The organism is Citrobacter sp. S39, assembly GCF_009495675.1.
In the GTDB taxonomy this organism is placed as follows: domain Bacteria; phylum Pseudomonadota; class Gammaproteobacteria; order Enterobacterales; family Enterobacteriaceae; genus Citrobacter; species Citrobacter freundii.
The window spans coordinates 99,193-122,989 of sequence record NZ_CP045557.1 but is presented as its reverse complement, the minus strand read 5'-3'; the positions used below and the strand labels follow the sequence as shown (position 1 = coordinate 122,989).

Sequence of the window (23,797 nt, the reverse complement as noted above, 5' to 3'; positions counted from 1 at the left end):
ATTTATAACTCCGTTTGAGAAATGCCTAGACGGGACATTTCAGCTTTAACTTTATTAAGAACCTCCGGTTTTGCTAGGAATCTTAACAATAAAAGAATTTCGGTGAGAGTAGCATTGGAATCATTTTTACCAGCACTAGACATTGAATCAATTTTCTCACCAATATCTAGTATGCTATTAATTACTGTATCTTTAAATTGTTCATCATCACTATTTTTCTCTAATAAATAACGCAAGTAGTCAGAGAAAGATTCAAACCCTTTTGAGCGTTCTCGTAGGGTGCTTTCCAACTCGCCAGAAACCAACAAACTGAGCCGCGAGTTGAAGTTTTTACCCGCCATACCTACCTCCTGATAGCATGCCTTTTAATATGATGTTAGATAGTATTACTAACATGATGTTTTACATGTATATTTCTATGATTTAAGCTTTAAAATATGATGTTACATATGATGCTTCACTATGTTTATAAATTATACGTATCTTTTTAAATCAGCGCAATACAGCACCCTTTAGGGTGCGTATTGTGTATGGCTTTTTAGGGTTAAGGGTTAAGGGAAAACTGGGGATTTTTTGAGCGCATTAGGGTTAAGGGGAGCAGTGTCAGGGCGTATTTGACATTGAAACCCGGCAAATAGTAGTGAAAGTGTATAAGTAATGGATTGAAATGGTATTGGTAAGATAGTAGTTAAGTATTAAAACTGGAGTAATAAGGTAGTAAAAGTGTAGAAAAACCAGTTGACAAGGTGGTGGGCAGTGATCAGAATAGGCGGTAGACAAAGGGGGAGGCATGGCTAAGCAAAAGCTGTCAGTGTTAATAAAGAATGCAATGCCGGAAATAATGAGAAAGAGAAGTGAGGGGTATACAATCAAGAGTATCGCTGAGGATATGAAGATTAATCCCCTGACATTTAAACATTACTTCCATAAGTATAAAGAAGATTTTGAAGATATTGAGTGTAATGCTGAATCAACTGTTAAGCCTGAATATGTTTTGCATGCAAAAGATATTCAGAGAGGTGAAGTTAAAGACACTAACTCAGATACAGTACCTGATGTAAGTTTTGAAACAATGCTTGACGCTGAAAAACGCTCAGGATTAAATACCAAATATCTCCAGCAGCATAGACCTCTCGGTAAAGGGAAGAATAAATGAAAGTAGCTATTATCAATTTTTCGGGTAACAACGGTAAAACAACGCTTGGTGATAATCTTTTTGTTCCCCGCATTCCTGATGCTCTTTATCTTACTGTCGAAAGTATCAACGCAGGTAGTGATGCAGAAAAGGTTCGTGGTAAAGACTTTGGGGTTATCCTTGAAGAAATGATGATGTCTGAAAAGGCGATTATCGACGTTGGCGCGAGTAATGTTGAGGATTTGATGAAATTAATGCGCCAGTATAAAGGTTCTCACGAAGAATTTGATTTATTTGTTGTCCCGGCAGTAAAAGAATCAAAACAGATTGATGATACCATGTCTACTATTCGCGCCCTGAGTGCTCTTGGTGTTCCAGCGAAAAAAATCAAAGTAGTGATGAACAAGGTTGAAGTAGACGATGTTGTTGAGGATGTATTCTATCCTCTTTTTGCAATGCACAAAGAAGAGAAGTTATTCACGCTTTCTCCTTCGGCCAAAGTTGAAACTTCAGAGATTTATCCACTCCTGAAAACATATGGCACTACCATCGACAAACTACTCAATGATCCTACCGATTGGCGTTTGAAGATGCGCGAAGCAAAAACAGATGAGGAGAAGCGTACCGCTGTTCGTATGATTTCAATGACACGTCTTGCTCGTTCTGCTAAAGATAATCTGGATAATGTATTTAAAACCATTACCGGAAAATAAAAATGAAATCACAAACACTGATTGAATCATTAGCCGCAACTGTTCTTGAAGATATTCATGAGTTAGTTGGTAAACTCAGTGAGATTGAATTAAAGGTTAATGATACGAGTAAACAGACTCAGGCAAGCAGTGCTAAATTTTCAATTGATGCATCTTCTATAACTAAACGATTAGAAGATGCAAGCAGGGAAATAAGTGTTGCGTTGAAAGATAAAAACGGCATTGAAATGGATGCGTTACTTTCAATTCGATTTCATTTAATTAAACAAAGCAAATTAATTAAGATTTTGCTTGTTTTGAGTTCCCTGCTCGTCGTAGCGGTCTTGTTGCTTTCCGGTGCAATGATCCATTTAATATTCTAAAGGGCGAAAGCCCTTTTTTTATTTCTGTTTTGTATTGTACAATACAATTGGATTGTACAATACAAATGGAGGTGATGATGAGTGTTAGTCTCCCTACAACTGAAACATATGCAGAACTCCAGCTTGCATATGAGCACTTCAACAAAACTTTGTTCGATAACCGTTTACCCGCTTGCCTGATTACCCTGCAACGCGAGAAACGAACCTATGGGTACTTTTCGAGTAACCGCTTTGTAGCGCGAGGAAGCAAAGTTTACACGGATGAAATTGCGCTTAACCCATCTTATTTTGGCATTCGCTCTGTAGAAGAAACACTAAGTACTCTCGTCCATGAAATGGTTCATCTTGACCAACAACACAACGGTAAACCGGGTCGAGGTCGGTATCATAATCGCCAATGGGCAGACTGGATGATAAATGTTGGTTTATACCCATCCAGTACCGGAAAAGAAGGTGGCGCGATCACCGGTGATTGTATGTCTCATTACATTGTTAAAAATGGGGCATATGAAAAAGCTTGCCGTTCCCTGCTAACTAAAGAGTTCACATTATCCTGGGTTGATCGCTTCCCTCCTGTAAGGCAGAGCACGATGGCCGGATTGCTTGGCGGCATTAGCTTGCCATTCTCACTTGATGGTGACGATGATGGTGATGGTGATGGTGATGGTGATGGTGATGGTGATAATACTGGCAGCGAGTTCATCGACACGCTTGTTTTTCGTCCAACAGATGAAAAACAAACACGGTTCAAATTCACTTGCCCGAATTGCCATGCAAATGCCTGGGGAAAAAACAGCTTAAAGATTCTTTGTGGGGATTGTAGCGACCATCCCCTTATGACAATAAACACTGACAATAACAGGTACGGTAATGACTAATAAAATAATCACCAAAATGCTCATTTCCCTGAGTGATGAAGAACATGAGCGGTTAACTACACTGATCGAGTCTGCGTCATTCAAAATAAGCAAGAGCAACGTGGTTAGAGCCGCCCTACTTGCACTGGAGGCTGCAAGCAATGAGGATAGAGAGAGATATTACCTGCAAGCTGAGGCTAAAGCAGTTAAAGCCGGGAGGCCGTGGTAATTAATGAATGTGGAAAAATAGGGCTATATTATCAATCATGGCAACACTTAACGCCATTAGCAATACCCCCCTAAAGCTTTACATTTAAGATGCTTAGAATTGATTACAGAGCGCATAGCTTGGGTCTAGACATCAGGCCATAGCCGAATGGCCGGAAACCCGTTTCGGGGTTCCGCGAAGCTTGCCATATGCAATATGGCTAGCTGAGTTGGACTCGACGACACAACATGAAATGTTGTGGAGCCGAAGGTGTCACCATAAAGAATTTTTTGCATGCAAAAAATCATGGCTGATTGAGAGTGCGTAAAAATTTCTTTCCTTGCCTTGATCGCATGCATTCCAATTTTTCCAGCCCTTCCTTATCCTCTGAGCGCCATGCCCCACTACTCATAAGCTTAAAGGGTTGATCACCAAACCTACGATAATTGAATGCTGTAACTAAATAACCTTGATCATCCCTTTCAACAGAGAACACAAATTTTTTATTATCTTTTATTACTTCATCAAAAAATAAAACTGCCAAATCAAGCTCCCTCATGTTCTTTTATCAGTGCTGCGATTTTCACCAAAAGCTCACCATCAATATGTTTGATTTTCAGGTCAAACCGATCACCGCTTGATACGTAACGAGTCACATCAAGATCAGGTTTGTCATTCCCGCGACTATAAAACAAATGCGAAGAATTTAATCCATTTTGATGCATCTTAAAAAGACGCTTTAGCGCAGAAACTATAAGGTCGCCTTTCTCGCGTTCGCACTGATACTTCTTTAAATTTATTTTACTTTCACAAATAGCAGCATCATAGCCAGGCAAAAGCCTTCGTTTGATTTCATTGGCGACATGCTCAGGGTTGCGTTTCATGGAGGCATGCATGCTACAAAAATCCTCCGGCTTCCCCCATACAGAATGAACAAGCAGAGTAGAAATGGCGTACTTTCCTTTACTGGCAAAAATGGAGATCATGTAATCCCTATTTTTTTGATTAGAAAAATACACTGTACTACGCCCGGCGCTAAGCACCTTATTCAAGATCCATCCATCAGAAAGAGAAGCGGCAAGCCTTTCTAGGAAATTGACATCAAAACCGTGTGGAAATCCGATCATATACCCTACCTATACAAACGGCGCAATGCGAAGCGTTGCGCCGTTTGATTTGTTAGTTGATTGCACTGGCCTTAATAGCATTGAGCATATAGCCAAGCTGCCAACCATGTAACCGAGGCATTCTTGTTGGTACGCCAGCATTCATATTCTTAATTAGACGCTGGCAAAATTCGCCAAGGGAATCCGCGGATAAAAATTCGGAGGGCTGAGAAATAGAGCAAGAATTTAAGATAATCTGAGAAGCCATGATTGTTTCCTCTCCCGAGTTCGGCGGGGTTCCGATGTAGCCGTTGCTACCCTTTAATTATATATATAATTAAAGGGGGTTGCAAATAAAAAGCATGGATTTAGCCATGCTTTCATCATTCTGAGAACAAATCGCCCCAAAAGGGGCGATCATATTTATCCAGACTTAGGCGCTTGAGATCATGCACCTGTTGAATAACTATAGCCCTTCAAGGGATCGATTTTACGCATTCTTGCATGATCATCCTTCACTGTTGGCTTAGTGCATCCTTTTACCAGGCGGCGAGTTAGAATGTCATTGTTTTTGAAATAGTCAGGTTTTGCGTATTTTTCCCCTGAATATGCGTCTTTGTGATCGGGAACCTCTCTGGATTCAACTTCACGAAGTTTAACAGTGGATTTACCTGCAACGCCTACTACCTGATAAAAGTGAACATTTGTCTGTTCGTAGCCCCAAATAGAAACAAAAATATCACCTAAAGAGATCTGATTACCTTCAAATTCAATCGTATTACACATGGATAGCTCCCGAGATAGCGGGGTTCTAGTCAGCGCCGCCAACAGCGGCGCGCAAAATATTACCAACGTTCTACTACTTCACCTGTCCAGATATTGATTACTTTCGCTTTTTTGTAATACCCAACACCAATTTTCAACGCCTCAGCTAAAGCTGAATCTACCCAGCCAGAAACTTTATCAAATAATTCTGGCGTAGCTTCTTTCCTGAACTTGGGAAGATAACGAACATCCCAGCGGCCATGCTTATTTTCTTTATGCAAAATAACTAAGCGGCCATTGCGACGTTCAAGCTTAATGAACGCGTGGCCTAAAGAGCATACCAGGTGAATTACAGCGCAACGAACTTCGTACTTTTTCATTGTGATTCTCCTCCCGAGTCGGCGGGGTTCCGTATATGGCGTGTTCCATAAATATAATTATATATATAGTTATATTTAATTCAAGTCCTATGAGAAAAAATAAAGGGCTTTCGCCCTTTTATTTAAAACTTACTACAAATATAAACATCCCATGAATCAAAACCACCAAATCTAAACTTATCGATATTGCTTTCGATGATTTTAATAATCTCTAACGGTGATAATATAATCGATTCCCCAAGTTCATTTATGAAATTAACGTGTTCAATTAATACCGTTTCATTCAATGCAATGCGAGTATTAAAAGAACCATCGACAAATGAATCACACTCCCAATACAGAACAAGACGGGCTTGCTTATCTTCGTCTACATTATTATCCAAATTACATTTTAATGTAATAAATCCATCCATATAACGATCAATCGTTTTTTCATCTTCATAAAAAAAACCAGGGCTTAGAAAATCAGAATCGACATTAATATCACTGATAAACCAGGTTGAGTCCAGAAGCTGGCTTTTAAGTAACTTAATCATTGTGGTGTTCCCTCCCGAGTCGGCGGGGTTCCGTTTGGCTTATGCCAGCTAGCAAGGCGGGTAGGGAAGGGCTTCCCCTTCCCTGATAGGTCAATCACAAGCGCGTTTAATCTGTCCGTATTCTTCGCTGCTCAGCGTGTTCACGTACTGCCAAAGCAGATTATATTTATGCACTAAATATTCTGTCAGGTTATGGAATCCTTTATCATCTGCCACGCCGCTAAGATTTGAAAGTGCGTAGATCATTGCGATAATACCAGCAACTTTACCAGATACTGATTCCTGAAAATAATTAGGAAGAGACAAACGATAGGTTTCATTTTCTGGCGCTGAAAAAAACGCGCCATTAGTGCAAGAAAAATATTTCCAGCGGCCACCATCATAATTATCAGAGTGATTTCTCATGAAATTGAGAATCATAGTTTCACCGAGGATAAAAGCGCCGGAAAATGCAGCAGGATAAAAACAGGTACGCTTGCTATGTGAAACTTCACGAACGGAAATAGTTTTAATATCTAACATTATATAACTCCTGCCCCGTTGGGCTAAATTAGAAAGGCGTTGTGCCTTTCTATGTTATAAATTATAACTCATAATTTGATGGGTTGTCTATGTTATCTTACTATATTGTCGAAAAATGTTTAATTGCGTTTAATAATCCGGCGGCATCTTTCACATGACAATAAGTATCATCATCACATGCATTATTCATTACCTCGTTAAATATAATTGTTAAAGTAGCGCCTTCTGCATATAAAACATCTTTTGTGATTTTACCAGTCTGAAATTTAAGCAACAATTTGCTGGCCGCATTTTTAACATCTAGGATGTTTTTAATTTCTTTAGACATGTGAACTTCCTATTGGTCAGAGTTAAAACAAGTTATTTAATACAATAATTATAACTCATAATTTAATGAGTAGCCATTTAATAAAATTAAATATTTTGGGATAAATATATATCAAAAAGCCTGTGAGCCGTGCGAACTGGCTTAGGGAATGTCCGAAGGACATAAAGGCGGCGAGATAAAGCATCATATTATGGAATGGGCAGGCCGCCGAGACCCGGCGAAGCCGGTGCATGATTGATAAAGACCACCAATCACACCCCCTCCCTGCTTAGCCTAAACGAACATTCAGCAAATGATTAACTCACACAACCCCCCCGGTGGGGCGCAGTTAGCGCCGGACGCTTGCGGCCGGGAACGGCTGGCCGCTAAGCGGCCAGCGGCGCGGTACTGCGAGTGCGCGACCTGCTGATAAGCAGGTAAGCTACGGGGGTGGGGTTATGAACTTAAACCATCACGTTTTTGAAGAACATATTCAGGATGTTCGCCAGCTAATAACAGCAAAAACTCGTATTTAATCGCTGGCAAATTTCGCTGGCTATTCACGGAAATCAAATTATCCCAGGCCGCGACTGTCATACCCAGCCTTGCGGCCAATTCTGCCTTGTTTAACCCCGTTTTGATCTGCAATTCTTTTAGTTCCTGCGGGGTTGCGGTATTTATCATTTTTTTGCCTCAGCACATAATTCATCAAGAATAACATCAATACCTTGCAATGCCCTATTGCTGTTAATTTCAGGCCACAACAATGAATGCAGTTCAGAAACGTTGCTGATCTCAACATCCTTTTCAAACATAATATAACGCATGCGCTCGCCTCCGTTCGGAGGGTTAGTGCGGCCTAGTATTTTTAGTTTTGCGATTAATTTATCGCTTTCCTTTGGCATTGTAATAGTCAGAGATATACTTTTACTGCCTTTAGATTTTTTCTTTTCGATTATATTCATTGCGCCTCACCTAACAGCAAAACTGAATAAGCATATATTGCAAAGCAGTATAGGCGGGTTAAATACCCGCTTATACTGCTACCGCTCAAGAGTAGATATGAACCCTATGAGTTTTATTAATTGGTCTTTATTCAGGTCGTCCAATTCCAACCTGTATATTACCCCCTTGGTATCATCTACCTTTCCAGTTATTCCATGATTAGTTTTTATTTGACAAAGGCCACCGTAATAACCCTCATATCTTTTAGCATCAACAAGCCGAGAAAGCAGGTTAATGGTATATTCTCGTTCTTCCCGCAAAAGACGTTCTCCTTTCGTGTCTGCTTCATAAAATGAAATTTGTTCGCGGGCATTACACAATATCTTTCTTTTTATATCCCTAGCGATTCCAATAGCATCACGCAAAGGAGAAACAGAACAAGAGGAAAATTGATTTCCTCTTCTGGTTAGATGGACACACCCCAGCAACTTGATTTTATTATTTTCTAACCTTGCCGAAATAGAGTAATTCCGGTAATCAGGGTGAATAAGATGAATTCTGTAATCATCCTGGATTCTACGATCAATCTTCCATCCTTCACCCAAAAAAACGCATACACGATTGAATATAGATTCATACTTCGAGAAAAAATTACGTTCCATTATCCCCCCTTAGAATTTTAATCAGGGGGCTTGCACCCCCTTCAAATCTTATGCGCGGTTTTCTACCGTTTTGCGGCCATATGATTTACGCTGGCCGTTCGTTCCGTACATCTCTCTAATTTCATCGAGAGTATGTTCTTTACGGTTACGGCGGGATTTATGTTCCTCGGGGCGATAAAACCATTGTTTTTTCTGTGATGCCCATTTGCAACCCATCACTTTTAGGACATCTTTATGTGTCTTGGTGTCTCCTGAAATCCATACCCAGTTCCCGATAACTTCAAAAACAATTCCGGCTAATGCTGTTAACTCACTCAGTACACGTTCAAGTTCTTCACCGTAGTTATAATGAGATTTTTCATCAGATGCCTGGTAATCATTAATTTTATCGAAATTAGCGCTCAGGAAATCGAAAGCCGCATTGATAGCTTTCATAATTTCCGCTGCGATGGGATTATCTTTGTTGCGATCCGGGTGATGTTTTAAAGAAGCTTTTCTGTAAGCTTTTTTAATATCTTCTTTGGTTAACTGACCGGATAAACCAAAAATGTTTAATGCTTCTTGAATAGTCATTTAAAACTCCTGCCCCTGTGGGCTAAATTCGAAAAGCGGATTGCTGTTCGATGAAATAATTATAACTCATAATTTGATGAGTTGTCTACATTGTCAGACTAATTTAATGATTTTTATGACAGAGGCTGAGACTGCCTGAGAAGCCCTGTAAGCCATTGGAGTAACGTTAGGTGTGGGGTAGGGTAGGTATGTCGCTTGCATGTTGCTAGGCGCGTTTACAGCGCACCTAGCGGTTACTTAGGATATGCTTTAGTGAGCGGGGGTAAGATCTTGTTAACTCCATCAACAAATTTTACTTTTTTCGCATGCAAAAACTCTATCTGCCAAATGATGCTGTTACCTCATTAGTGACGCTGACTGCCAAGGGGTAAGGCTGACCGCGATACTCTGAGACTTCACCGGAGATCAGAGAGTATTTTACTAGAATACCTGCGGCTTCCATGTCTGTAATAACGGCGCTTGTATTTTTGGAGAACGCTTTCATCTTACTTTCGTCTTTACAAAGAAACCCATCAATTTCATTTTTGAAAATTACACGCTGCCCTTCTGACTGCTTTTCTAAACAGAAGAACAGTACCTGTATGCAGAGCAGCGGCCTTTTGCTGTTCTGTTCTATAGCTGAGAGCAAGTTTGTAAGTGTCATTATTTACCTTTTCTTTCGGGTGGTGCTGGGACTTTTCCTGTTGCCTCTAGTGCAGCAACAATCCAACCCAACGCACACATTCTATCTAAACCAGGGTGAATCAATTCAGAAAATACCTGTAATCTGTATTCACCCTTTTTTTTACGAATTAAAAAATAGGCATATACAGCCCACTCCGTAGCAGTTTCAGGCCGCCAACCATTTGCAAGACAAAGTTCAAGCGCTGCCTGACATGCCCACAAAGGTGCAGTATTTTTAGCCACCCAATCCTGTAGCGTTGTGCCTTTAGGTGGAGATAGATTATCCCGTAATTTATGTTCATTGGCATAATCGTTCAAGATTTGAGCCGCCACTGCTGGCGGCTTCTTAGAAAAAAAAAGCCATTGATTAATGGCTTTTGATTTACTATCCCGAGTTAGCCACTTAAACCCCTGTGCGCCATGCGCACTAGGGTTAGTAACTGATTCGCACAAATGTTAACTCCTCAAGCGGCAACTCATTTAGAAGCCCATCAATTAGAACAATTGCAGAGTTTTTATCAGAAGGTTTCTTATCTGGTGAAACAATTAATTCACCTTCAATTGCTTGGCCTTCTTCCTGGAAGCTTACCCAAATTCGGGCGACGTTCTTTGTGGTAGCTTGTGTTCCCGTCGTGCGCTGGGAATTTGCTTCTGAATCATCGCCAGTCTTAGAGTCATTAGAGTCAGAACTATCGTCCGGTGAGTGATTATCACCGTTAGTCTGATCATCATCATCTTCAGTTTTGTTTTTACCTTTTTTACCTTTAGTTTTTGTACCTTCGTCACTGTTGCCGTCATTAGCACCAGAGTTATCACTGGAATTATCGGCATTGCCATTTGCATTTTTCAGGTTATCAGACGCAGAACGGACAGTTACACGGTTTAGTTCGCCGTCCTTTTCACCCTGAGCAATAAGTTGTTCAACATCAGCCGGAGAACGTTTGTAGATCTGCGAAAGATAGTAAAACGTGTCAATATCATTGCTTAACGGTGCTACACGATCAAGCAGGTCAGTCGGCATGCTACCAATACTGGTATACTTGCTGACTTGAGAACTGCTTAATTGTAATTTCTCGCAAATATCTTTAGCCTTTAGACCGTCTTTTTCTTTCAGGTCATTAATGCCCAGGGCAATATCTACAATATTTAAGTTTTCACGATGCAGGTTCTCAACAAATTGAGTAACCAAAATGTTTTCTGGTTTTTCACGCTGAACAGCTTTGATGGTTTCTGAACCACGCTGTTCTTGAGCAAAATAACGTGTAAAACCAAAATACAAAGGGCAGTTCCCATCATCATCAGGGAAACCAATGATTACTGGTTGTTGCTGGCCGTGTGCTTCAATTGATTTTGCAATTTCATTGATTTTTTCCGGGTTCTTATTACGGCGTACCTGCGGATTAATAATGATATTGCTCATTGGAAAGTCCATGATGTATTCATTTTCATCAAATACACTTTCCAGAGTTACTTTGTTGCTTACTGATTTGCTCATTTTACAGTTTTCCTTCGATAATTTCAGAAATGACCGACTTAACTAATTTAGCGGCAACACGTTGGTTGCCGTTTTTTGCGTTCTGCCAAACCATGCGGCCTTGTGACATGGCAGTTTTGATAGGTTGTAAATCTTTTATTGGAGTTGGATGTACCTCATTTGGAAACATAGCTATTAATTGATCACGAATGTCTTTCTGATCATCAACATCTTTGTACTTGTTAACAATTATAGAATTAATTCGTGCTTTTGGATTAAAACGGACTAGTTTTCTAACGGTATCTCTCAGTTCTATGAGGCCGTCGATAGACGTGATCTCAGCTTCAACCGGGCATACGATTTTATCCGCCGCGAGAATGGCAGCAGTAATGCGCGTCCCTAAACCGGGAGGCGTATCAACAACGACAAATTCGTAATTACTTTTGATGCGATTAACTTCATCTGCAAAAGCTTTCGCTTCTGCAAAATCAGCACGGTCAAGGTTATGAATGGTGCGGTCAGAACAGAGAGAATCAAGATGTTCATCGACCTTTTGAATATCATAAGGTTCGTTATAGAACATTCCATTTACTACTAATCCGTCTTTGAGGTTTAAGACACGCTTTGAAGCTTTCCCTTGGTTATCGAGAGGGATATAGAGTGTCTTTTTCTTCAAGACCTGAGAAATGTAGATTGCAATAGTCAAAGAAGTAAACGTTTTACCGATACCACCTTTTTGACCAGCTACTGTAATTACACGCGCCATTTAACACCTCTTAGCATGGGCGATTGCCCGATTCCATGTGCGTATCATAACTCAGATTCTGTAAGGTATCAATATTGAAACCTTAAATTTTTTATACTTTTTTTTTATCGGCAATAAATCTCAAAACTTTAAGATAAATTTAAGAGATTTCTTATTGCGTCAAAACCCCTGTATTAACCGCTATTAACATTACCAGGTCAACTATAAATATGAGAGATAGGTCACTGTTTGCATGATAAGTGTGATGAATATATTAATTATAACTAATTGCTAACAGTATATAAATAACGTCTTGAAATAGTTCCAAACGCAATGGTGTTATATGATAACGCGAGAGGAGTAGAAAACTTGTTTTCTGCTCTTCTCGGGTTGACCGAGCCGCTTGCGGCGCTGGTAAGCGTTTTTGAATGAGTTATTCAATTTATCCACTCAACTACTTATTAAAAGATCTTTGTATATAGATCCTTGTTAAAGATCCTTGTTAAAAGCCTTGTAGCCCTCCAAAAACGTGCATAAGCAAATGATTTATAATCACTTTATTGAACTGTCGGGAACAGATCGCCGTTTAGGAGGGAACAAAATGCCGTCTATGAGGGAACATATCGCCGTTTAACATTAAATAATGCTCCCCCCTTAATAGCCTCTATTATCAGCACTATAAAACTATAACATATTGAAATATATACAGGAACAAAGCGCCGTGTAAGTAGGAACAAATCGCCGTTTAGATTATTGTATTGTACAATACAATATATGTGGTGTGGATAAGTTTTTATTCATATAAAACATGTAGTTACTGTGATTTTTTTTATGCTGATTATTCACCAATTAAATTATCTACATTTAGTCCAGTGAGTAATTAACAGCTATCTCCAATTCAACCTGGTAAGAGATCGCAATGCGGAGGCGCAGGAGAACGGCGGTTTGTTCCGGCACGGCTCGGAGGCAGGAGAACGGCGGTTTGTTCCGGCACGGCTCGGAGGCAGGAGAACGGCTGTTTGTTCCAGCACGGCTCGGAGGCAGGAGAACTGCTGTTTGTTCCAGCACGGCGCGGGGCAGGAGAACGGCGATTTGTTCCTCCTGTGGGGCTGGCCGTGAGGACGGCGGTTTGTTCCCCCTGTGGGGCTGGCCGTGAGGACGGCGATTTGTTCCCCCTGTGGTGCTGGCCGTGACAACGGCGATTTGTTCCCCCTGTGGGGCTGGCCGTGAGGACGGCGATTTGTTCCCCCTGTGGGGCTGGCCGTGAGAACGGCGATTTGTTCCCCCTGCGGTGCTGGCCGTGAGGACGGCGGTTTGTTCCCCCTGTGGGACTGGCCGTGAGGACGGCGGTTTGTTCCCCCTGTGGGGCTGGCCGTGAGGACGGCGGTTTGTTCCCCCTGTGGTGCTGGCAGGAGAACGGCGATTTGTTCCCCCTGTGGTGCTGGCTGTGAGGACGGCAATTTGTTCCCCCTGCGGTGCTGGCCGTGGGGACGGCGATTTGTTCCCCCTGCGGTGCTGGCCGTGAGAACGGCGATTTGTTCCGGTGCGGGGCAGGGCAGGAGAACGGCGATTTGTTCCCCCTGCGGTGCTGGCCGTGGGGACGGCGATTTGTTCCCCCTGTGGGGCTGGCCGTGGGGACGGCGATTTGTTCCCCCTGCGGTGCTGGCCGTGGGGACGGCGATTTGTTCCCCCTGTGGGGCTGGCCGTGGGGACGGCGATTTGTTCCCCCTGTGGGGCTGGCCGTGAGGACGGCGATTTGTTCCTCCTGCGGTGCTGGCCGTGAGAACGGTGATTTGTTCCCCCTGTGGGGCTGGCCGTGAGGACGGCGATTTGTTCCCCTTCTTGGTTGTTGATGGGGAAACCGATATGAGGGGTGCTTCTCAATATCTATATAAAGGATAGATTATTCATCAATATTTGAATTTTGATTTGACTGGGGGGAACAATTGAAATACATTTTAACGGTGATGTGTTCCCCCCCTTGTGGAAGTTAGAAACCAATAATCTAAGTGTGGCTGAAATGACGACTAGAAGAAAAGGAAGCGGGTCAGTTGTTGTTAAGACTGACAACCGGGTGTTGATGCAAGCGAATGCGCTTACACAAGCTAAGAATGACCTTTCGCGTGATCAGCAACGAGTACTCGTTATGTGCTTAGATAACATCGCCCGTAGCGGGTGGCCGAAAGATGGAGTGTTTCGTATTGATCACGAAGAATATATGCATGTTTTTAATATTGGTGAGCAAGAAGCTAGGGAAGATATTCTGCGTGCTATGAAAAACTTCCGGGGTAAAGAACTTACTCTTTATGAAACTTGGGATCAGGTAGATGAACCGGTTGTTAGAGATATGGTCTGGGTCACTTCGCGATGGACTAGCGAGAAAAGAGGTATTTATCAAATTAAGCTAAATAGTGATTTGAGAGAGTTCATGGAGCCATTAGCTCATGATCATCAGTTCACTGCATACAGATTAGGTCAAATTTCTAAAACGCCATCAAAATACTCAATGCGATTATTGCAAGCTTTATCACAATTTAGAGATACGGGTATGTTTGCGATAAGAATTGATGTATTAAAAGAAAGATGGTCGCTACCAGACTCATATGAGAAGTTCTCATTATTAAAATCGCGTGTATTGGAACCTTCAATGAGGGATGTAAGAAAAATACCAGAGTTTTCTACTTTAACGATGGAAACCAGGAAAGAAAAAACAACAGGTAAAATAACTAGTGTTCTTTTCCAGTTCACACCATTCACCCATGATAAGAGAAATGATTGAACCTTATGTTTTTGCATGCAAAAAAACCGCTAATGAAAGCGGTTTTTTTTTGGATGCTGTAAGTGCTTTTAGCGGTGGTAGCGTCCGTACATCAGTGCTTTGATTACAACTGACACTACCAAAGCGCCTAGCGTGATGAAGAAAGCTTTGTCGTTACCTGAATGATGAAAAAGATAAGCACCTGCGGCACTACCTAAAATCATCACACCAAGTAACTTATCAATGATAGGGCGGCTTATCGACCACAACATACCTATGATGCTCATAAGTAGATACACAACAGCCTTACCAGCCATAGATAGGATGGTTCTCTTTTGTGGCTGCGCCTTTTGATTGTTGCTTACATCATTACCGTCAGTCATAACGATCTTTGGCTGCTTTTGTAGTGCGATAGATTGTGCCATAAAGAAACCCTCATTTCCAACATGTATTCATTAAATCAAAATTGCAATCTTGATGCAAGTAGTATAGTATAAATTTCACACCTTGCTAATTCGGCATTGAAATGAAAATTCACTTGGCTATATTGGCTTTGCCCTTGTGTTATACATTTTCTGTAAGTGCATCAATGATTGATTCAGATAATCTACATGCGCTTATAAAAGAATGTGCACCAAAAATAAAAGCGGAATCAAAAGTAGCTTATGGTATAGTTAAAACTGAATCCGCAGGTAATCCATTTGCGATTGGAATCAATACAAAAAACATTAGATTAAAACGTCAACCTAGAGATATTGTTGAGGCTATTGAAGTATCAACCTGGCTTGCGAAGAATAGATATAATTTCGATGCCGGAATAGCTCAGATAAATAGTGTCAATATTAATAAGTTTGTTGAGGGGGATATAAATTTTCGCATGCAAAAAGTTTTTAACCCATGCGATAACTTAAAGCTAGCTGAAAAAATATACAATTCTTGCTTCGAAATGACCGGGTCAATGGTCGGTGCGTTAAGTTGCTACAACACTGGAACAGCAACTAAAGGCATTAAAAACGGGTATGTTGCGAAAGTTTTAGCTAATATTCCTGATCTGCTTGAGGTGAAGGGTGGCGGTGGCCAACCTTACATAGCTAAGAGCAGGGAGAAGAGGCTAGAGGCTTCTAAGTCGGACTCTGATACAGGTTCTGTAGGTGATGGTGGTGTTGCCCCTGTGACTACAAAAAAACCTAAAGATGATGGCGTAGAGGATGTGTTCGCAGCAAGTGGGACTGGAGATGTTTTTAGTAGCGAATGTGAAGAGGGTGAAAATCAAAAATGCGAGAATGATTAACCCCTACCGCTCTAATTATATTCCATTGCTGGCCTCGTTTAATTTTAAACTGCCTGGATGGAGATTTAATTATGGGGCGTAAAGGTATTCAATTAAAGCATGCAGAAGTGGTCATTACAAATGAGTCTATCTCGTCAGTAAGTGCTGAGCAGCAGCAGAATGGCGAATGGACATGCTTTATTACCTTTTATAATTCTGATTCGATGCAAATCGAGGAAGTGTATATCGAAAAGCAGCGGGACGGAATGAGAACCTGGGCAGATCCGAGGAAGATGTTTGATTTCATGTATACGAAATTTGGCATAACAGACGGACAATTTAAAATTTGCGAACATAGAGAGAAAAGTTAATGAAAGCTAAAAGTAAACAAGTTGCTGTGAATGTTTTAGTACTTGCGGTTGCTATTGCACTACCGGAGTTAGCTATGGCGGCAGGAGTCAATAAATCAGATTCAGGCCTAAATTCACTTAACACATGGTTGAGTTCGATTTTCCCAATCATTGCTGGTCTCGGCGGTGTTATTACATTTATTTTGTATATGTTCGGTCAGATAGGGAAGCAGATCTTCCAGCAGTTATTAACTGGTCTGATCGGCGCGGGTAGTATTTCATGGATTATTAGCCTCTTCTTATAAAAACGGAGGGGGGAATGAATAAACCTTATAGTTTCTACAAAGGAGCGGCTCGTGCCGCTCTCGTCTACGGTATACCTCGAAATGTTTTCTTGGTCACTTTCGGTCTATTAATTTGCCTCGGTTTAGCTATTTGGAAAGGATTGTGGTTTCTAGCCCCTGTAATTTATGTTTTCCTTTTCAAAGTATACAGAAAAGATCCTGATGGATTGCAGTTACTAATGCTAAGCCTACAAACGACATTCATACACGCATTAAAAGATGGTAAAGAACAGGGTTATGAAACTGAGGACTTTACCGAACATAAAGAACATTTGAAGTAGGTGAATTATGATAGAGAATTTGATGGCGTTTCGGAAGAAAACGCCGGGTTCATCACATCTGCCTTTTGCTTATCATTTAACTGATAAGATAGTAACCTTGAAACAATGTGAATTTATGACTCTTATCAAAATTCAAGGTCGCTCTCATAAGACTACAGATGCTGAAGATATCTTTAGCTGGTTAGAAAACCTTAATACGGTATCAAGGTCTTTTGTTTCTCCACACGTCGATATGCTTTCTTATGTTATTCGACGTAGCGAAGCAGAATATCCAGAGAGTAAATTTGATAATTACTTCACCACTGAATTTGATAGAAAATATAAAACAAAATTCACCGATACTAAAAACAACACATTGATGGTGAATGATTTATATTTAGCGCTTGTATATAAGCCATATGGTAGTGATTTTCTCTCTGGTATAAGGAAGCAGGGGGCTAAAGGCAGGGAAGCAATTGCCGTATTGCATGAGGAATCGGCTAAAGAACTTGAGGCTATAACTGAAAAAATGGTTTCGGCATTAAGTTCGTATAATTGCCGGGTGTGTGGAGTTTATCAGGAAGATGGAGTTGGCGGTGCGGAAGCAATTTCGAAGCCAGTTTTATATTCTGAACCTCTAGAAGTTATGGGCTATATTTTCAATGGTCGTAAGGTTCGCGTTCCGCTCACTAAAGAGCGGTTAAGTAATACCATCGTACAGTCTCAGGTTAAGTTTAGCTTGAACGCTGATCTTGGTATTCGCCGCAGTACAGAAGGTCATGAATATATCGGTATCTGTGGTATATCTGACTATGATCCTGATACATGGCCGGGGCAGTTTGATCTCCTTTTGGAAAGTGAGTTTCCTTATGTAATGGTAAACAGTTTTGTGCCCGTTACTGACCGTAGCGCTAAATCATTTCTGAGTAATCACAAAAAGTTTTTGCGCGAATCTAATGATGTAGGTGAAACCCAAATTAAAGAGATTGATGAAGCTCTTGACCAGATCACCAGTGGCAGGTTCGGAATGGGGCATCATCATTTATCTATCATGGTGGCCGACAGCGATGTTAAAGAAGTTAAAAAGCGCATGGAGTCGGTTGCAAAAGACCTCTCCAGTCATGGGATCATCGTAAAACCACATACACAAGCCCTTGAAGCAGCATTTTGGGCGCAGTTTCCATCTAACCGGAAGTATCGTCCTAAGCCTAAGCCTGCAACAACGCTTAATTTTTGGTGCTTCTCGTCGTTCCATAACTTTATGCGCGGTAAGTTAAATGGAAATCCTTGGGGTGATGCGGTTGCTGTATTTAAAACGGAATCAAAAACCCCTATTAATTTCAACTTCCATGAATCACCACTTAATCAAGACTCGTTTGGTGATCGGCCTGTCGGCCATACAGGAATATTTGGTAAAACAGGTGCAGGTAAAACAACACTTTTCTGTTTCTTGTTGGCAATGGCGACTAAGTATAGACCGAACGGTGTGATTTTTGACAAAGACAGGGGTATGGAAGTCCTGATTCGTTCTATCAATGGTGTATATAACTCGGTTACATGGGGTGTACCTACTGGATGGAACCCCTTCCAAATGGAGCCTACAGAGAAAAACATCTATTTCTTAAAGGAGCTAACTAAGGATTTAGCCGTCAAAGCTTCTGGCGCAGTGCTGACAAAAAAAGATAATGATGAAGTAGATTTGGCTGTAGATACAATAATGCGAGAAGAAAAGCACCTCCGTTCTTTGCGGCATCTGAAACAAATGCTTCCAGATGGTGATGAAGATAGGGTGTCTGTGGGGGGTATGCTGGAAAAATGGATTACAGGCGATTTGAAATGGGTCTTTAATAATGCAACTGATAACCTCTCATTGAGTCGTGGTATTTATGGTTTTGACACAACCAGTTTCCTCGATAATGACATTGTACGAGAACCTATTCTTAAATATCTAATGCATAGAGGTAATGCATTGATTGATGGAGTTACACCATTCATTTTAGGATTTGAAGAGTGCTGGAAGCTTACTAAAGATAAGTTCTTTATTGATTTAATTCAGGACAAACTTAAAACAATCCGTAAGGAAAATGGCATCGTTATCTTTAGTACTCAAGAGCCAAATGATGTTCTTAGTTCTGAAATTGGTGCAACGTTTGCTGCTTCATTATCTACGATACTCTGTTTGCGTAACGATAAGGCAAATGAAGAACATTATAAATTATTGAAGCTGTCTGATGTGGAAATCTCGATCCTTAAAAGATGGGCTGAGGATGATTATAAGTTTATAATTAAGCAAGGGGCTATATCTTCCATAGCTGAATTTGATTTCTCAGAATATAAGAATGAAGAAATGCAGGTTCTATCATCCGATAAAGCTAAGGCCGATGTTGCGTTAGAAGCAATAGCAGAAACGTCAAGTGATCCTAAAGACTGGCTTTCTGTTTACTATCAGAAAATTAAAAAAATTCGCGAGGGTAAAAGATATGAAACTGTCTAAATGCTCAATATTTCTTTGTGTAGCTCTTACATGTGGTAGTGCAAATGCCGGAGGTATTCCGGTGTTTGATGCTGCCGGACTCGCTCAAGCGTTGCAAACGGTTGTTCAATTAAAACAACAGATAGATGAAATAAAAGGGCTTCGTTCTCAGTTAGAGGGCATTCGTAATATGGGGGATTTATTAAACCAACCTGAATTACGTAATTATCTTCCTACTGATTGGAAAGGCGTTTATGACCAGGTTAAAAATGGAGGTTATAAAGGGCTTGATGGTTCATTTAATGCAATAGAGGATGCAGAAAGCGTTGCTGGTAAGTCCTCTGAAATGGCAGCATTGAAAAAAAGACAATGGGAAAATTCTGTTGCTAACAAGTCAATGGGGGAAGCTGCTTATAGTGCTGCGTTAAAACGCCTTGATAATATTGAATCATTAGGTCGGCAGATTAACGCTACTCAGGATGCTAAAGCGTCTATGGATCTCCAGGCAAGAATCCAACAGGAACAAGCGCTGATTCAAAATGAAACTTCAAGATTGCAACTTATAAGTATGCTACAGCAAGCTGAGCATAATATTACGATTGAGAAGGAGAGGCAGATACAGAAGAATATCTGGTCGAGCGATAAACCCATGCCAAGGTTTTAATCTTTTTTGCATGCAAAAAATGGAGCGTTAAATGGCTCAATTTACTTTTTTTACTGACCTTGAAAAAAACATTGATGATATGGTGGTGACAATCGTCAATTCTATATCTGATAACGCTCTGACATATTTTTTGCCAGTTGTTCAAACTGGATTGTCAATATCACTTCTGTGGTTTTCCTTAATGATATTTTTAGGGAACTATGATAATCCAGTTAATGATTGGATCAAAAAATTGACCGTAATCGCCATAGTTGTTTTTGTTGCCGGAGCGGGGGGGTTATATCAACGGGAGTTGGTAAGTACTATCTTAGGCTTACCATCAGAGTTAGCATCTGCACTGATTGATTCTAATAGTCCTGGAATGAACGTACTGGACATTGCAGCAGAGCAATCAGTGAATAAGGCTGGAGAAATATTTAGCTTAATTGGGTACTCTCCTGAGTCGTGGCTGAATGCGTTAGTTGGTGTAGCGCTTATCATAAGCTCTATGTTCCTGATTGCTACAACAGCTATTTTCTTTTTTATCTCAAAGGTTGTTGTTGCTGTTCTTGCGGGGCTTGGTTTTATTTTCATATTTACGCTTCTGTGGGAACCGTTGAGAAATTTTTTCAACAATTGGGCAAACCAAATTATCCACTATTCATTAATGCTGGTTTTAAGTGCTCTGTTTTTCAGTTTCTTAATGGGTATGTACACAAGGTTGGTAAATCAATTTACAGTTGGTGAAGCTAATATGCTTTATACAACATTTGCTATCGTTTGTTTTAGTTATATTGGCTATCGACTCTTAAATGAAATACCTAAGCTGTGTCAGGCGCTATCAAATGGGATAGCAATTGCTTCGTTAGCTAAAGCCGGGAGTAGTAATGCACCCTCTAGTAATACCCCCTCAAATACACCGAGTAAGAATAGTGGCGGAGGCGGTGGTGGAAGTCCTGGGGAATTAAAAAATCCAGTATCTTCTGCATCAGCACCATTCAGAGGTAAATAATAATTAGCCCGGCTTTCCGGGCTAAATTTATTAAATCAAAATTGCAATTATGATTTAATTGAATATAATGTTTATATTCAATGGGGGATAGTTTATGCGTAAAACTGAAAGTACAAAAGAAGCTGTAAAAGAATTTGTGAAAGAAGCCAATGATGCTGAAATTGATGTTGTATTACTTTTGCAAAAATCAAATAAACGGCATCGTATGGCTAGTGTTGGTTTCTTTGTTTTAGCCGCATTAAGTCTTGTTGCTTTAGCTTCATTAGTTCCTCTCAAGGATAAAGAACCATATCTTTTAGAGCTTGATAAAAGTACCGGAAGCGTTAATTCTCTGAGCGTTTTAACACCTGACCAAATAACTGGCAATGAAGCTGTTATGGATTACTTTATCCGTAAGTACGTTACTGGCCGTGAGGGTTATAATTATTCGCTTATTCAAATAGCTTATGATCAAACTATGGCAATGTCAGATGATAGTGTTGGCGGGGAGTATGATAATCAATTCGGCAAAAAAGATTCTATTGATAAACGCTATCAAGGGAATCTCGAAATTGTAGTTGATAATTTAACAACAAGCGTTGACCTTCAAAACCAAAAGGCGGTTATTCGCTTTTCTAAGACATTTAAAGAAAATAATCGTGAGCCAATTACTCAATATTGGTCGGCAGAGCTTTCTTATCATATTAGTACTGATGTTATGAAAGGAAGTAAACGAGGGATTAACCCTATGGGAATAATTGTAGATGGTTATCGTTCATCTCAGGAATTTAGCCGATGAAATTCAAAAAGTTATACCTTGTTTGTCTCTTATTTATCTCGCCATTATCTTCCTATGCGTTGGACGTTCCGGTTGGTTCTGCTTATGATTCGAGAATCAAGACGGTGATGTATAATTCTGATGATGTAACAAAGGTTGATAGTGTGATTGGCGTTGCAACCCATATTATTCTTGATGCTAATGAAACTTATCTTACGCATGCTTTCGGTGATAGTGATGCCTGGCAGTTTAGTTATAAGAAAAATCATTATTTTATCAAGCCTAAAGCAGAAAATGGCGATACAAATCTTACGATTGTCACTGACAAGCGTGTTTACAACTTTGATATAAGATACCACTTCGAGGAGTACTTGAAGGGTTCTAAAGGGAAAAGAACGTTTGATAATAAAATGACTTTCCAGATCCAGTTTAAATATCCAGAGGTAGAGGCCAAAAAGAAAAAAGATGCTGATGATGAAGTTCAGCGTAAAAATGAATTTAATAAGCTTCTTGCAAAAGGGGTAAATCTTAAATACACGATTAATGGGGAGAAGAAACTTGCCCCGATGAATGTATGGGACACTCAAGGGTTTACATATTTTAAGTTCGCTCCAGGTCAAGATATTCCGACAATAAGCGCTGTTGATTCTTTAGGTAATGAGTCCAAAGTAACTAAGCACCAAGAGGGGTTGAATAGTGAGATTGTTGTTGTTCATAGGATAAGTCGTGAGTTCCGTTTGAGATTGGGGACTTCTGTTGCTGGCGTCTATAACGAAAATGATGGCCGTCAACCAGTTTACGAAAACTATACAGGAACAGTATCTGACAAATACAAGAGGGTGATTATCAATGAGCAATAAAGAAATTGATCCATTAGCTGAACTTGAAAAAGAAAACTCTAATATTGATGGTTCAGTTGCACGGCGAAAAATTAAAGGTGGAGGTAACAAACTATTTAGTGCTTTAGCATTAATTCTTGCTGTGATCTGTGCTGGTTCATACTTTCTTTTCGCGAACTTTAAGAAGGCCGAGCCGGAACTAAAAAGTACAGATGTTGTTCCACAAAGAGAGAAGCTTAGGCGTAAGTTTGAGGTCGAAAAGCCTGTTCCTGAAACCCCTGCTCCCGTTGAGGTGAAGGTAGATCAACCTGCTGCGGGGGATTCCGGGAAAGATGAAAGTAAGCCGGATGTTGTTTTGGACAAAGACGGGCTAACCCCTGAACAAGCTGCACAAAAGCGGCGTTTGGGATCTGCTTTTGGAGGTGGTGAAGAAGCGGATAATAGCCAGTCGGAGAGTAAGTCAGATAGTAAAGACTTGGGTGATAGTGACAACGCGCTTTCTAAGTCTCTTAGTGCTATCAAAACGGTATCTGTTAAAGCAACGGCACGTAAGAGCCTTGATTTAATCCTGACGCGAGGAAACACAATTCCTTGTGCTTTGGATAGGAACATTGATTCTAATGTGCCAGGCCAGCTTACATGTCACACAATACAGGACGTATATTCATCGTCTGGAAAGGTGCTACTGATGGAGCGTAACACTCAATTTACAGGCAGTTTTCAGGGTGGTGTAGCGCAAGGGCAGACTCGTATTTTCGCAACATGGGATCGGATAGAAACACCGAAGGGTGTCTTTATGGAAATCAGCGCCCCAGCGGTAGGTGCTATGGGTGAAGCTGGTATTGATGGTGTGCTAGATACTCAGTTTGGGACGCGTTTTTATAACACTATCTTACTAAGTACTATCCAGGACGTTATCGGTAATGCGTCAACGCATCTGGCGAAATCCAATACCAATAGTAATAGTGTAAATGTAGATAATACCACTCAAGCAACCAATGATATTGCTGTGGAAACACTCAAGAATAATATCAATATACCAAATATTATCAGGAAAAATTCAGGGGAAATTGTTGGTATTGATGTAATGCAGGATATGGATTTTAGCTCTGTATATAAGCTTGAGAAAAACTGAGGA

Annotated in this window: 34 protein-coding genes; 16 read left to right on the top strand and 18 right to left on the bottom strand. The window is 40.6% G+C overall.

Annotation, left to right across the window (positions count from 1 at the left end; all coding sequences use genetic code 11):
- Nucleotides 1-2: 2 nt before the first annotated feature.
- Nucleotides 3-341 carry a hypothetical protein gene (locus GFB57_RS25195; RefSeq protein ID WP_119918950.1) on the bottom strand — a complete coding sequence of 113 codons (339 nt, stop codon included), beginning with the start codon at nt 339-341 and terminating at the stop codon, nt 3-5.
- A gap of 449 nt (nt 342-790) precedes the next feature.
- Between GFB57_RS25195 and GFB57_RS25190 the strand changes: the two genes are divergently transcribed.
- The 5 genes from GFB57_RS25190 to GFB57_RS25170 all read left to right on the top strand — a co-directional run bounded on the left by GFB57_RS25190 (nt 791) and on the right by GFB57_RS25170 (nt 3,296).
- Nucleotides 791-1,156 (top strand): hypothetical protein, encoded by a 366-nt coding sequence (locus tag GFB57_RS25190; RefSeq protein WP_213707388.1) that lies wholly within the window; start codon nt 791-793, stop codon nt 1,154-1,156.
- Nucleotides 1,153-1,848 carry a StbB family protein gene (stbB, locus tag GFB57_RS25185; protein ID WP_109862518.1) on the top strand — a complete coding sequence of 232 codons (696 nt, stop codon included), beginning with the start codon at nt 1,153-1,155 and terminating at the stop codon, nt 1,846-1,848. Before GFB57_RS25190 ends, stbB begins: the two co-directional genes overlap by 4 nt.
- 2 nt (nt 1,849-1,850) lie before the next feature.
- Entirely contained in the window at nt 1,851-2,210 is a 360-nt protein-coding gene (locus tag GFB57_RS25180; protein WP_109862519.1) for a hypothetical protein, read from the top strand.
- A gap of 77 nt (nt 2,211-2,287) precedes the next feature.
- On the top strand, nt 2,288-3,088 hold the full coding sequence (locus tag GFB57_RS25175; RefSeq protein ID WP_261335882.1) for a SprT-like domain-containing protein: 801 nt from the start codon (nt 2,288-2,290) through the stop codon (nt 3,086-3,088).
- The gene (locus tag GFB57_RS25170; protein ID WP_109862521.1) at nt 3,081-3,296 is read left to right on the top strand and encodes a hypothetical protein; all 216 of its coding nucleotides are present in this window, start codon (nt 3,081-3,083) and stop codon (nt 3,294-3,296) included. The genes GFB57_RS25175 and GFB57_RS25170 overlap by 8 nt, the downstream gene beginning before the upstream one ends.
- Before the next feature lie 283 nt (nt 3,297-3,579).
- Here the strand turns inward: GFB57_RS25170 and GFB57_RS25165 are convergent, their stop codons facing one another.
- From GFB57_RS25165 to GFB57_RS25090, 16 genes are all read right to left on the bottom strand, one after another.
- The gene (locus GFB57_RS25165; protein ID WP_142972605.1) at nt 3,580-3,819 is read right to left on the bottom strand and encodes a hypothetical protein; all 240 of its coding nucleotides are present in this window, start codon (nt 3,817-3,819) and stop codon (nt 3,580-3,582) included.
- A gap of 1 nt (nt 3,820) precedes the next feature.
- Nucleotides 3,821-4,402: a hypothetical protein gene (locus GFB57_RS25160; RefSeq protein WP_109862523.1), complete on the bottom strand. Its 582-nt coding sequence runs from the start codon at nt 4,400-4,402 to the stop codon at nt 3,821-3,823.
- Nucleotides 4,403-4,454: 52 nt separating this feature from the next.
- The gene (locus GFB57_RS25155) at nt 4,455-4,649 is read right to left on the bottom strand and encodes a hypothetical protein (protein WP_109862524.1); all 195 of its coding nucleotides are present in this window, start codon (nt 4,647-4,649) and stop codon (nt 4,455-4,457) included.
- 179 nt (nt 4,650-4,828) lie between these two features.
- Nucleotides 4,829-5,167: a hypothetical protein gene (locus tag GFB57_RS25150; RefSeq protein WP_109862525.1), complete on the bottom strand. Its 339-nt coding sequence runs from the start codon at nt 5,165-5,167 to the stop codon at nt 4,829-4,831.
- Nucleotides 5,168-5,226: 59 nt separating this feature from the next.
- On the bottom strand, nt 5,227-5,526 hold the full coding sequence (locus GFB57_RS25145) for a hypothetical protein (protein ID WP_109862526.1): 300 nt from the start codon (nt 5,524-5,526) through the stop codon (nt 5,227-5,229).
- A 122-nt stretch (nt 5,527-5,648) separates the two neighbouring features.
- Nucleotides 5,649-6,062: a hypothetical protein gene (locus tag GFB57_RS25140; protein ID WP_119918955.1), complete on the bottom strand. Its 414-nt coding sequence runs from the start codon at nt 6,060-6,062 to the stop codon at nt 5,649-5,651.
- A 90-nt stretch (nt 6,063-6,152) separates the two neighbouring features.
- Complete coding sequence (locus GFB57_RS25135; RefSeq protein WP_191605067.1) at nt 6,153-6,584, bottom strand: antirestriction protein; 432 nt, start codon at nt 6,582-6,584, stop codon at nt 6,153-6,155.
- A gap of 100 nt (nt 6,585-6,684) precedes the next feature.
- Entirely contained in the window at nt 6,685-6,912 is a 228-nt protein-coding gene (locus GFB57_RS25130; protein WP_191605068.1) for a hypothetical protein, read from the bottom strand.
- A gap of 435 nt (nt 6,913-7,347) precedes the next feature.
- Nucleotides 7,348-7,575: a hypothetical protein gene (locus tag GFB57_RS25125; RefSeq protein WP_191605069.1), complete on the bottom strand. Its 228-nt coding sequence runs from the start codon at nt 7,573-7,575 to the stop codon at nt 7,348-7,350.
- Nucleotides 7,572-7,856 carry a hypothetical protein gene (locus tag GFB57_RS25120; protein WP_213707393.1) on the bottom strand — a complete coding sequence of 95 codons (285 nt, stop codon included), beginning with the start codon at nt 7,854-7,856 and terminating at the stop codon, nt 7,572-7,574. The genes GFB57_RS25125 and GFB57_RS25120 overlap by 4 nt, the downstream gene beginning before the upstream one ends.
- A gap of 78 nt (nt 7,857-7,934) precedes the next feature.
- The gene (locus tag GFB57_RS25115) at nt 7,935-8,498 is read right to left on the bottom strand and encodes a hypothetical protein (RefSeq protein WP_109862532.1); all 564 of its coding nucleotides are present in this window, start codon (nt 8,496-8,498) and stop codon (nt 7,935-7,937) included.
- Between the two features lie 48 nt (nt 8,499-8,546).
- Nucleotides 8,547-9,071, bottom strand: coding sequence for a J domain-containing protein (locus GFB57_RS25110; protein ID WP_119918960.1), 525 nt, complete (start codon nt 9,069-9,071; stop codon nt 8,547-8,549).
- A 316-nt stretch (nt 9,072-9,387) separates the two neighbouring features.
- On the bottom strand, nt 9,388-9,714 hold the full coding sequence (locus GFB57_RS25105; protein ID WP_109862534.1) for a hypothetical protein: 327 nt from the start codon (nt 9,712-9,714) through the stop codon (nt 9,388-9,390).
- Nucleotides 9,714-10,187, bottom strand: coding sequence for a hypothetical protein (locus GFB57_RS25100; RefSeq protein WP_109862535.1), 474 nt, complete (start codon nt 10,185-10,187; stop codon nt 9,714-9,716). The genes GFB57_RS25105 and GFB57_RS25100 overlap by 1 nt, the downstream gene beginning before the upstream one ends.
- A complete protein-coding gene (locus tag GFB57_RS25095) occupies nt 10,168-11,229 on the bottom strand; it encodes a ParB/RepB/Spo0J family partition protein (RefSeq protein ID WP_290366987.1) in 1,062 nt (353 codons plus the stop codon). Before GFB57_RS25095 ends, GFB57_RS25100 begins: the two co-directional genes overlap by 20 nt.
- Before the next feature lies 1 nt (nt 11,230).
- A complete protein-coding gene (locus GFB57_RS25090) occupies nt 11,231-11,974 on the bottom strand; it encodes a ParA family protein (RefSeq protein WP_109862537.1) in 744 nt (247 codons plus the stop codon).
- A 1,999-nt stretch (nt 11,975-13,973) separates the two neighbouring features.
- Between GFB57_RS25090 and GFB57_RS25085 the strand changes: the two genes are divergently transcribed.
- Nucleotides 13,974-14,732: a RepB family plasmid replication initiator protein gene (locus GFB57_RS25085; RefSeq protein WP_109862469.1), complete on the top strand. Its 759-nt coding sequence runs from the start codon at nt 13,974-13,976 to the stop codon at nt 14,730-14,732.
- A 68-nt stretch (nt 14,733-14,800) separates the two neighbouring features.
- On the opposite strand, the gene GFB57_RS25080 is transcribed toward GFB57_RS25085, so the two are convergent.
- Nucleotides 14,801-15,136 (bottom strand): hypothetical protein, encoded by a 336-nt coding sequence (locus GFB57_RS25080; protein WP_109862470.1) that lies wholly within the window; start codon nt 15,134-15,136, stop codon nt 14,801-14,803.
- A gap of 101 nt (nt 15,137-15,237) precedes the next feature.
- Between GFB57_RS25080 and GFB57_RS25075 the strand changes: the two genes are divergently transcribed.
- From GFB57_RS25075 to GFB57_RS25030, 10 genes are all read left to right on the top strand, one after another.
- On the top strand, nt 15,238-16,002 hold the full coding sequence (locus GFB57_RS25075; RefSeq protein ID WP_109862471.1) for a lytic transglycosylase domain-containing protein: 765 nt from the start codon (nt 15,238-15,240) through the stop codon (nt 16,000-16,002).
- Between the two features lie 71 nt (nt 16,003-16,073).
- Entirely contained in the window at nt 16,074-16,352 is a 279-nt protein-coding gene (locus GFB57_RS25070) for a hypothetical protein (RefSeq protein ID WP_109862472.1), read from the top strand.
- The gene (locus GFB57_RS25065) at nt 16,352-16,636 is read left to right on the top strand and encodes a TrbC/VirB2 family protein (protein ID WP_109862473.1); all 285 of its coding nucleotides are present in this window, start codon (nt 16,352-16,354) and stop codon (nt 16,634-16,636) included. The genes GFB57_RS25070 and GFB57_RS25065 overlap by 1 nt, the downstream gene beginning before the upstream one ends.
- A 14-nt stretch (nt 16,637-16,650) precedes the next feature.
- Entirely contained in the window at nt 16,651-16,956 is a 306-nt protein-coding gene (locus tag GFB57_RS25060; RefSeq protein ID WP_109862474.1) for a VirB3 family type IV secretion system protein, read from the top strand.
- 7 nt (nt 16,957-16,963) lie between these two features.
- Nucleotides 16,964-19,429, top strand: coding sequence for a VirB4 family type IV secretion/conjugal transfer ATPase (locus GFB57_RS25055; RefSeq protein WP_109862475.1), 2,466 nt, complete (start codon nt 16,964-16,966; stop codon nt 19,427-19,429).
- Nucleotides 19,416-20,072 carry a P-type DNA transfer protein VirB5 gene (gene virB5 / locus GFB57_RS25050; RefSeq protein WP_109862476.1) on the top strand — a complete coding sequence of 219 codons (657 nt, stop codon included), beginning with the start codon at nt 19,416-19,418 and terminating at the stop codon, nt 20,070-20,072. Before GFB57_RS25055 ends, virB5 begins: the two co-directional genes overlap by 14 nt.
- A 31-nt stretch (nt 20,073-20,103) precedes the next feature.
- Nucleotides 20,104-21,063: a type IV secretion system protein gene (locus GFB57_RS25045; protein ID WP_284880730.1), complete on the top strand. Its 960-nt coding sequence runs from the start codon at nt 20,104-20,106 to the stop codon at nt 21,061-21,063.
- A 94-nt stretch (nt 21,064-21,157) separates the two neighbouring features.
- A complete protein-coding gene (locus tag GFB57_RS25040; RefSeq protein ID WP_109862478.1) occupies nt 21,158-21,841 on the top strand; it encodes a type IV secretion system protein in 684 nt (227 codons plus the stop codon).
- Nucleotides 21,838-22,680: a P-type conjugative transfer protein VirB9 gene (gene virB9 / locus GFB57_RS25035; RefSeq protein ID WP_109862479.1), complete on the top strand. Its 843-nt coding sequence runs from the start codon at nt 21,838-21,840 to the stop codon at nt 22,678-22,680. Before GFB57_RS25040 ends, virB9 begins: the two co-directional genes overlap by 4 nt.
- The gene (locus GFB57_RS25030) at nt 22,670-23,794 is read left to right on the top strand and encodes a TrbI/VirB10 family protein (RefSeq protein ID WP_213707401.1); all 1,125 of its coding nucleotides are present in this window, start codon (nt 22,670-22,672) and stop codon (nt 23,792-23,794) included. The genes virB9 and GFB57_RS25030 overlap by 11 nt, the downstream gene beginning before the upstream one ends.
- Nucleotides 23,795-23,797 lie beyond the last annotated feature (3 nt).

Bases quoted from the DNA above. Each gene is read 5' to 3' on its own strand.
- GFB57_RS25090 (WP_109862537.1), bottom strand. From the start codon at position 11,974: ATGGCGCGTGTAATTACAGTAGCTGGTCAAAAAGGTGGTATCGGTAAA.
- virB9 (WP_109862479.1), top strand. From the start codon at position 21,838: ATGAAATTCAAAAAGTTATACCTTGTTTGTCTCTTATTTATCTCGCCA.
- GFB57_RS25060 (WP_109862474.1), top strand. From the start codon at position 16,651: ATGAATAAACCTTATAGTTTCTACAAAGGAGCGGCTCGTGCCGCTCTC.
- GFB57_RS25065 (WP_109862473.1), top strand. From the start codon at position 16,352: ATGAAAGCTAAAAGTAAACAAGTTGCTGTGAATGTTTTAGTACTTGCG.
- GFB57_RS25190 (WP_213707388.1), top strand. From the start codon at position 791: ATGGCTAAGCAAAAGCTGTCAGTGTTAATAAAGAATGCAATGCCGGAA.
- GFB57_RS25175 (WP_261335882.1), top strand. From the start codon at position 2,288: ATGAGTGTTAGTCTCCCTACAACTGAAACATATGCAGAACTCCAGCTT.
- GFB57_RS25160 (WP_109862523.1), bottom strand. From the start codon at position 4,402: ATGATCGGATTTCCACACGGTTTTGATGTCAATTTCCTAGAAAGGCTT.
- GFB57_RS25095 (WP_290366987.1), bottom strand. From the start codon at position 11,229: ATGAGCAAATCAGTAAGCAACAAAGTAACTCTGGAAAGTGTATTTGAT.
- GFB57_RS25145 (WP_109862526.1), bottom strand. From the start codon at position 5,526: ATGAAAAAGTACGAAGTTCGTTGCGCTGTAATTCACCTGGTATGCTCT.
- GFB57_RS25135 (WP_191605067.1), bottom strand. From the start codon at position 6,584: ATGTTAGATATTAAAACTATTTCCGTTCGTGAAGTTTCACATAGCAAG.
- GFB57_RS25080 (WP_109862470.1), bottom strand. From the start codon at position 15,136: ATGGCACAATCTATCGCACTACAAAAGCAGCCAAAGATCGTTATGACT.
- GFB57_RS25130 (WP_191605068.1), bottom strand. From the start codon at position 6,912: ATGTCTAAAGAAATTAAAAACATCCTAGATGTTAAAAATGCGGCCAGC.
- GFB57_RS25105 (WP_109862534.1), bottom strand. From the start codon at position 9,714: ATGACACTTACAAACTTGCTCTCAGCTATAGAACAGAACAGCAAAAGG.
- virB5 (WP_109862476.1), top strand. From the start codon at position 19,416: ATGAAACTGTCTAAATGCTCAATATTTCTTTGTGTAGCTCTTACATGT.
- GFB57_RS25045 (WP_284880730.1), top strand. From the start codon at position 20,104: ATGGCTCAATTTACTTTTTTTACTGACCTTGAAAAAAACATTGATGAT.
- GFB57_RS25170 (WP_109862521.1), top strand. From the start codon at position 3,081: ATGACTAATAAAATAATCACCAAAATGCTCATTTCCCTGAGTGATGAA.
- GFB57_RS25075 (WP_109862471.1), top strand. From the start codon at position 15,238: ATGAAAATTCACTTGGCTATATTGGCTTTGCCCTTGTGTTATACATTT.
- GFB57_RS25055 (WP_109862475.1), top strand. From the start codon at position 16,964: ATGATAGAGAATTTGATGGCGTTTCGGAAGAAAACGCCGGGTTCATCA.
- GFB57_RS25070 (WP_109862472.1), top strand. From the start codon at position 16,074: ATGGGGCGTAAAGGTATTCAATTAAAGCATGCAGAAGTGGTCATTACA.
- GFB57_RS25115 (WP_109862532.1), bottom strand. From the start codon at position 8,498: ATGGAACGTAATTTTTTCTCGAAGTATGAATCTATATTCAATCGTGTA.
- GFB57_RS25140 (WP_119918955.1), bottom strand. From the start codon at position 6,062: ATGATTAAGTTACTTAAAAGCCAGCTTCTGGACTCAACCTGGTTTATC.
- GFB57_RS25125 (WP_191605069.1), bottom strand. From the start codon at position 7,575: ATGATAAATACCGCAACCCCGCAGGAACTAAAAGAATTGCAGATCAAA.
- GFB57_RS25195 (WP_119918950.1), bottom strand. From the start codon at position 341: ATGGCGGGTAAAAACTTCAACTCGCGGCTCAGTTTGTTGGTTTCTGGC.
- GFB57_RS25030 (WP_213707401.1), top strand. From the start codon at position 22,670: ATGAGCAATAAAGAAATTGATCCATTAGCTGAACTTGAAAAAGAAAAC.
- GFB57_RS25085 (WP_109862469.1), top strand. From the start codon at position 13,974: ATGACGACTAGAAGAAAAGGAAGCGGGTCAGTTGTTGTTAAGACTGAC.
- GFB57_RS25180 (WP_109862519.1), top strand. From the start codon at position 1,851: ATGAAATCACAAACACTGATTGAATCATTAGCCGCAACTGTTCTTGAA.
- GFB57_RS25150 (WP_109862525.1), bottom strand. From the start codon at position 5,167: ATGTGTAATACGATTGAATTTGAAGGTAATCAGATCTCTTTAGGTGAT.
- GFB57_RS25110 (WP_119918960.1), bottom strand. From the start codon at position 9,071: ATGACTATTCAAGAAGCATTAAACATTTTTGGTTTATCCGGTCAGTTA.
- GFB57_RS25120 (WP_213707393.1), bottom strand. From the start codon at position 7,856: ATGAATATAATCGAAAAGAAAAAATCTAAAGGCAGTAAAAGTATATCT.
- stbB (WP_109862518.1), top strand. From the start codon at position 1,153: ATGAAAGTAGCTATTATCAATTTTTCGGGTAACAACGGTAAAACAACG.
- GFB57_RS25040 (WP_109862478.1), top strand. From the start codon at position 21,158: ATGCGTAAAACTGAAAGTACAAAAGAAGCTGTAAAAGAATTTGTGAAA.
- GFB57_RS25155 (WP_109862524.1), bottom strand. From the start codon at position 4,649: ATGGCTTCTCAGATTATCTTAAATTCTTGCTCTATTTCTCAGCCCTCC.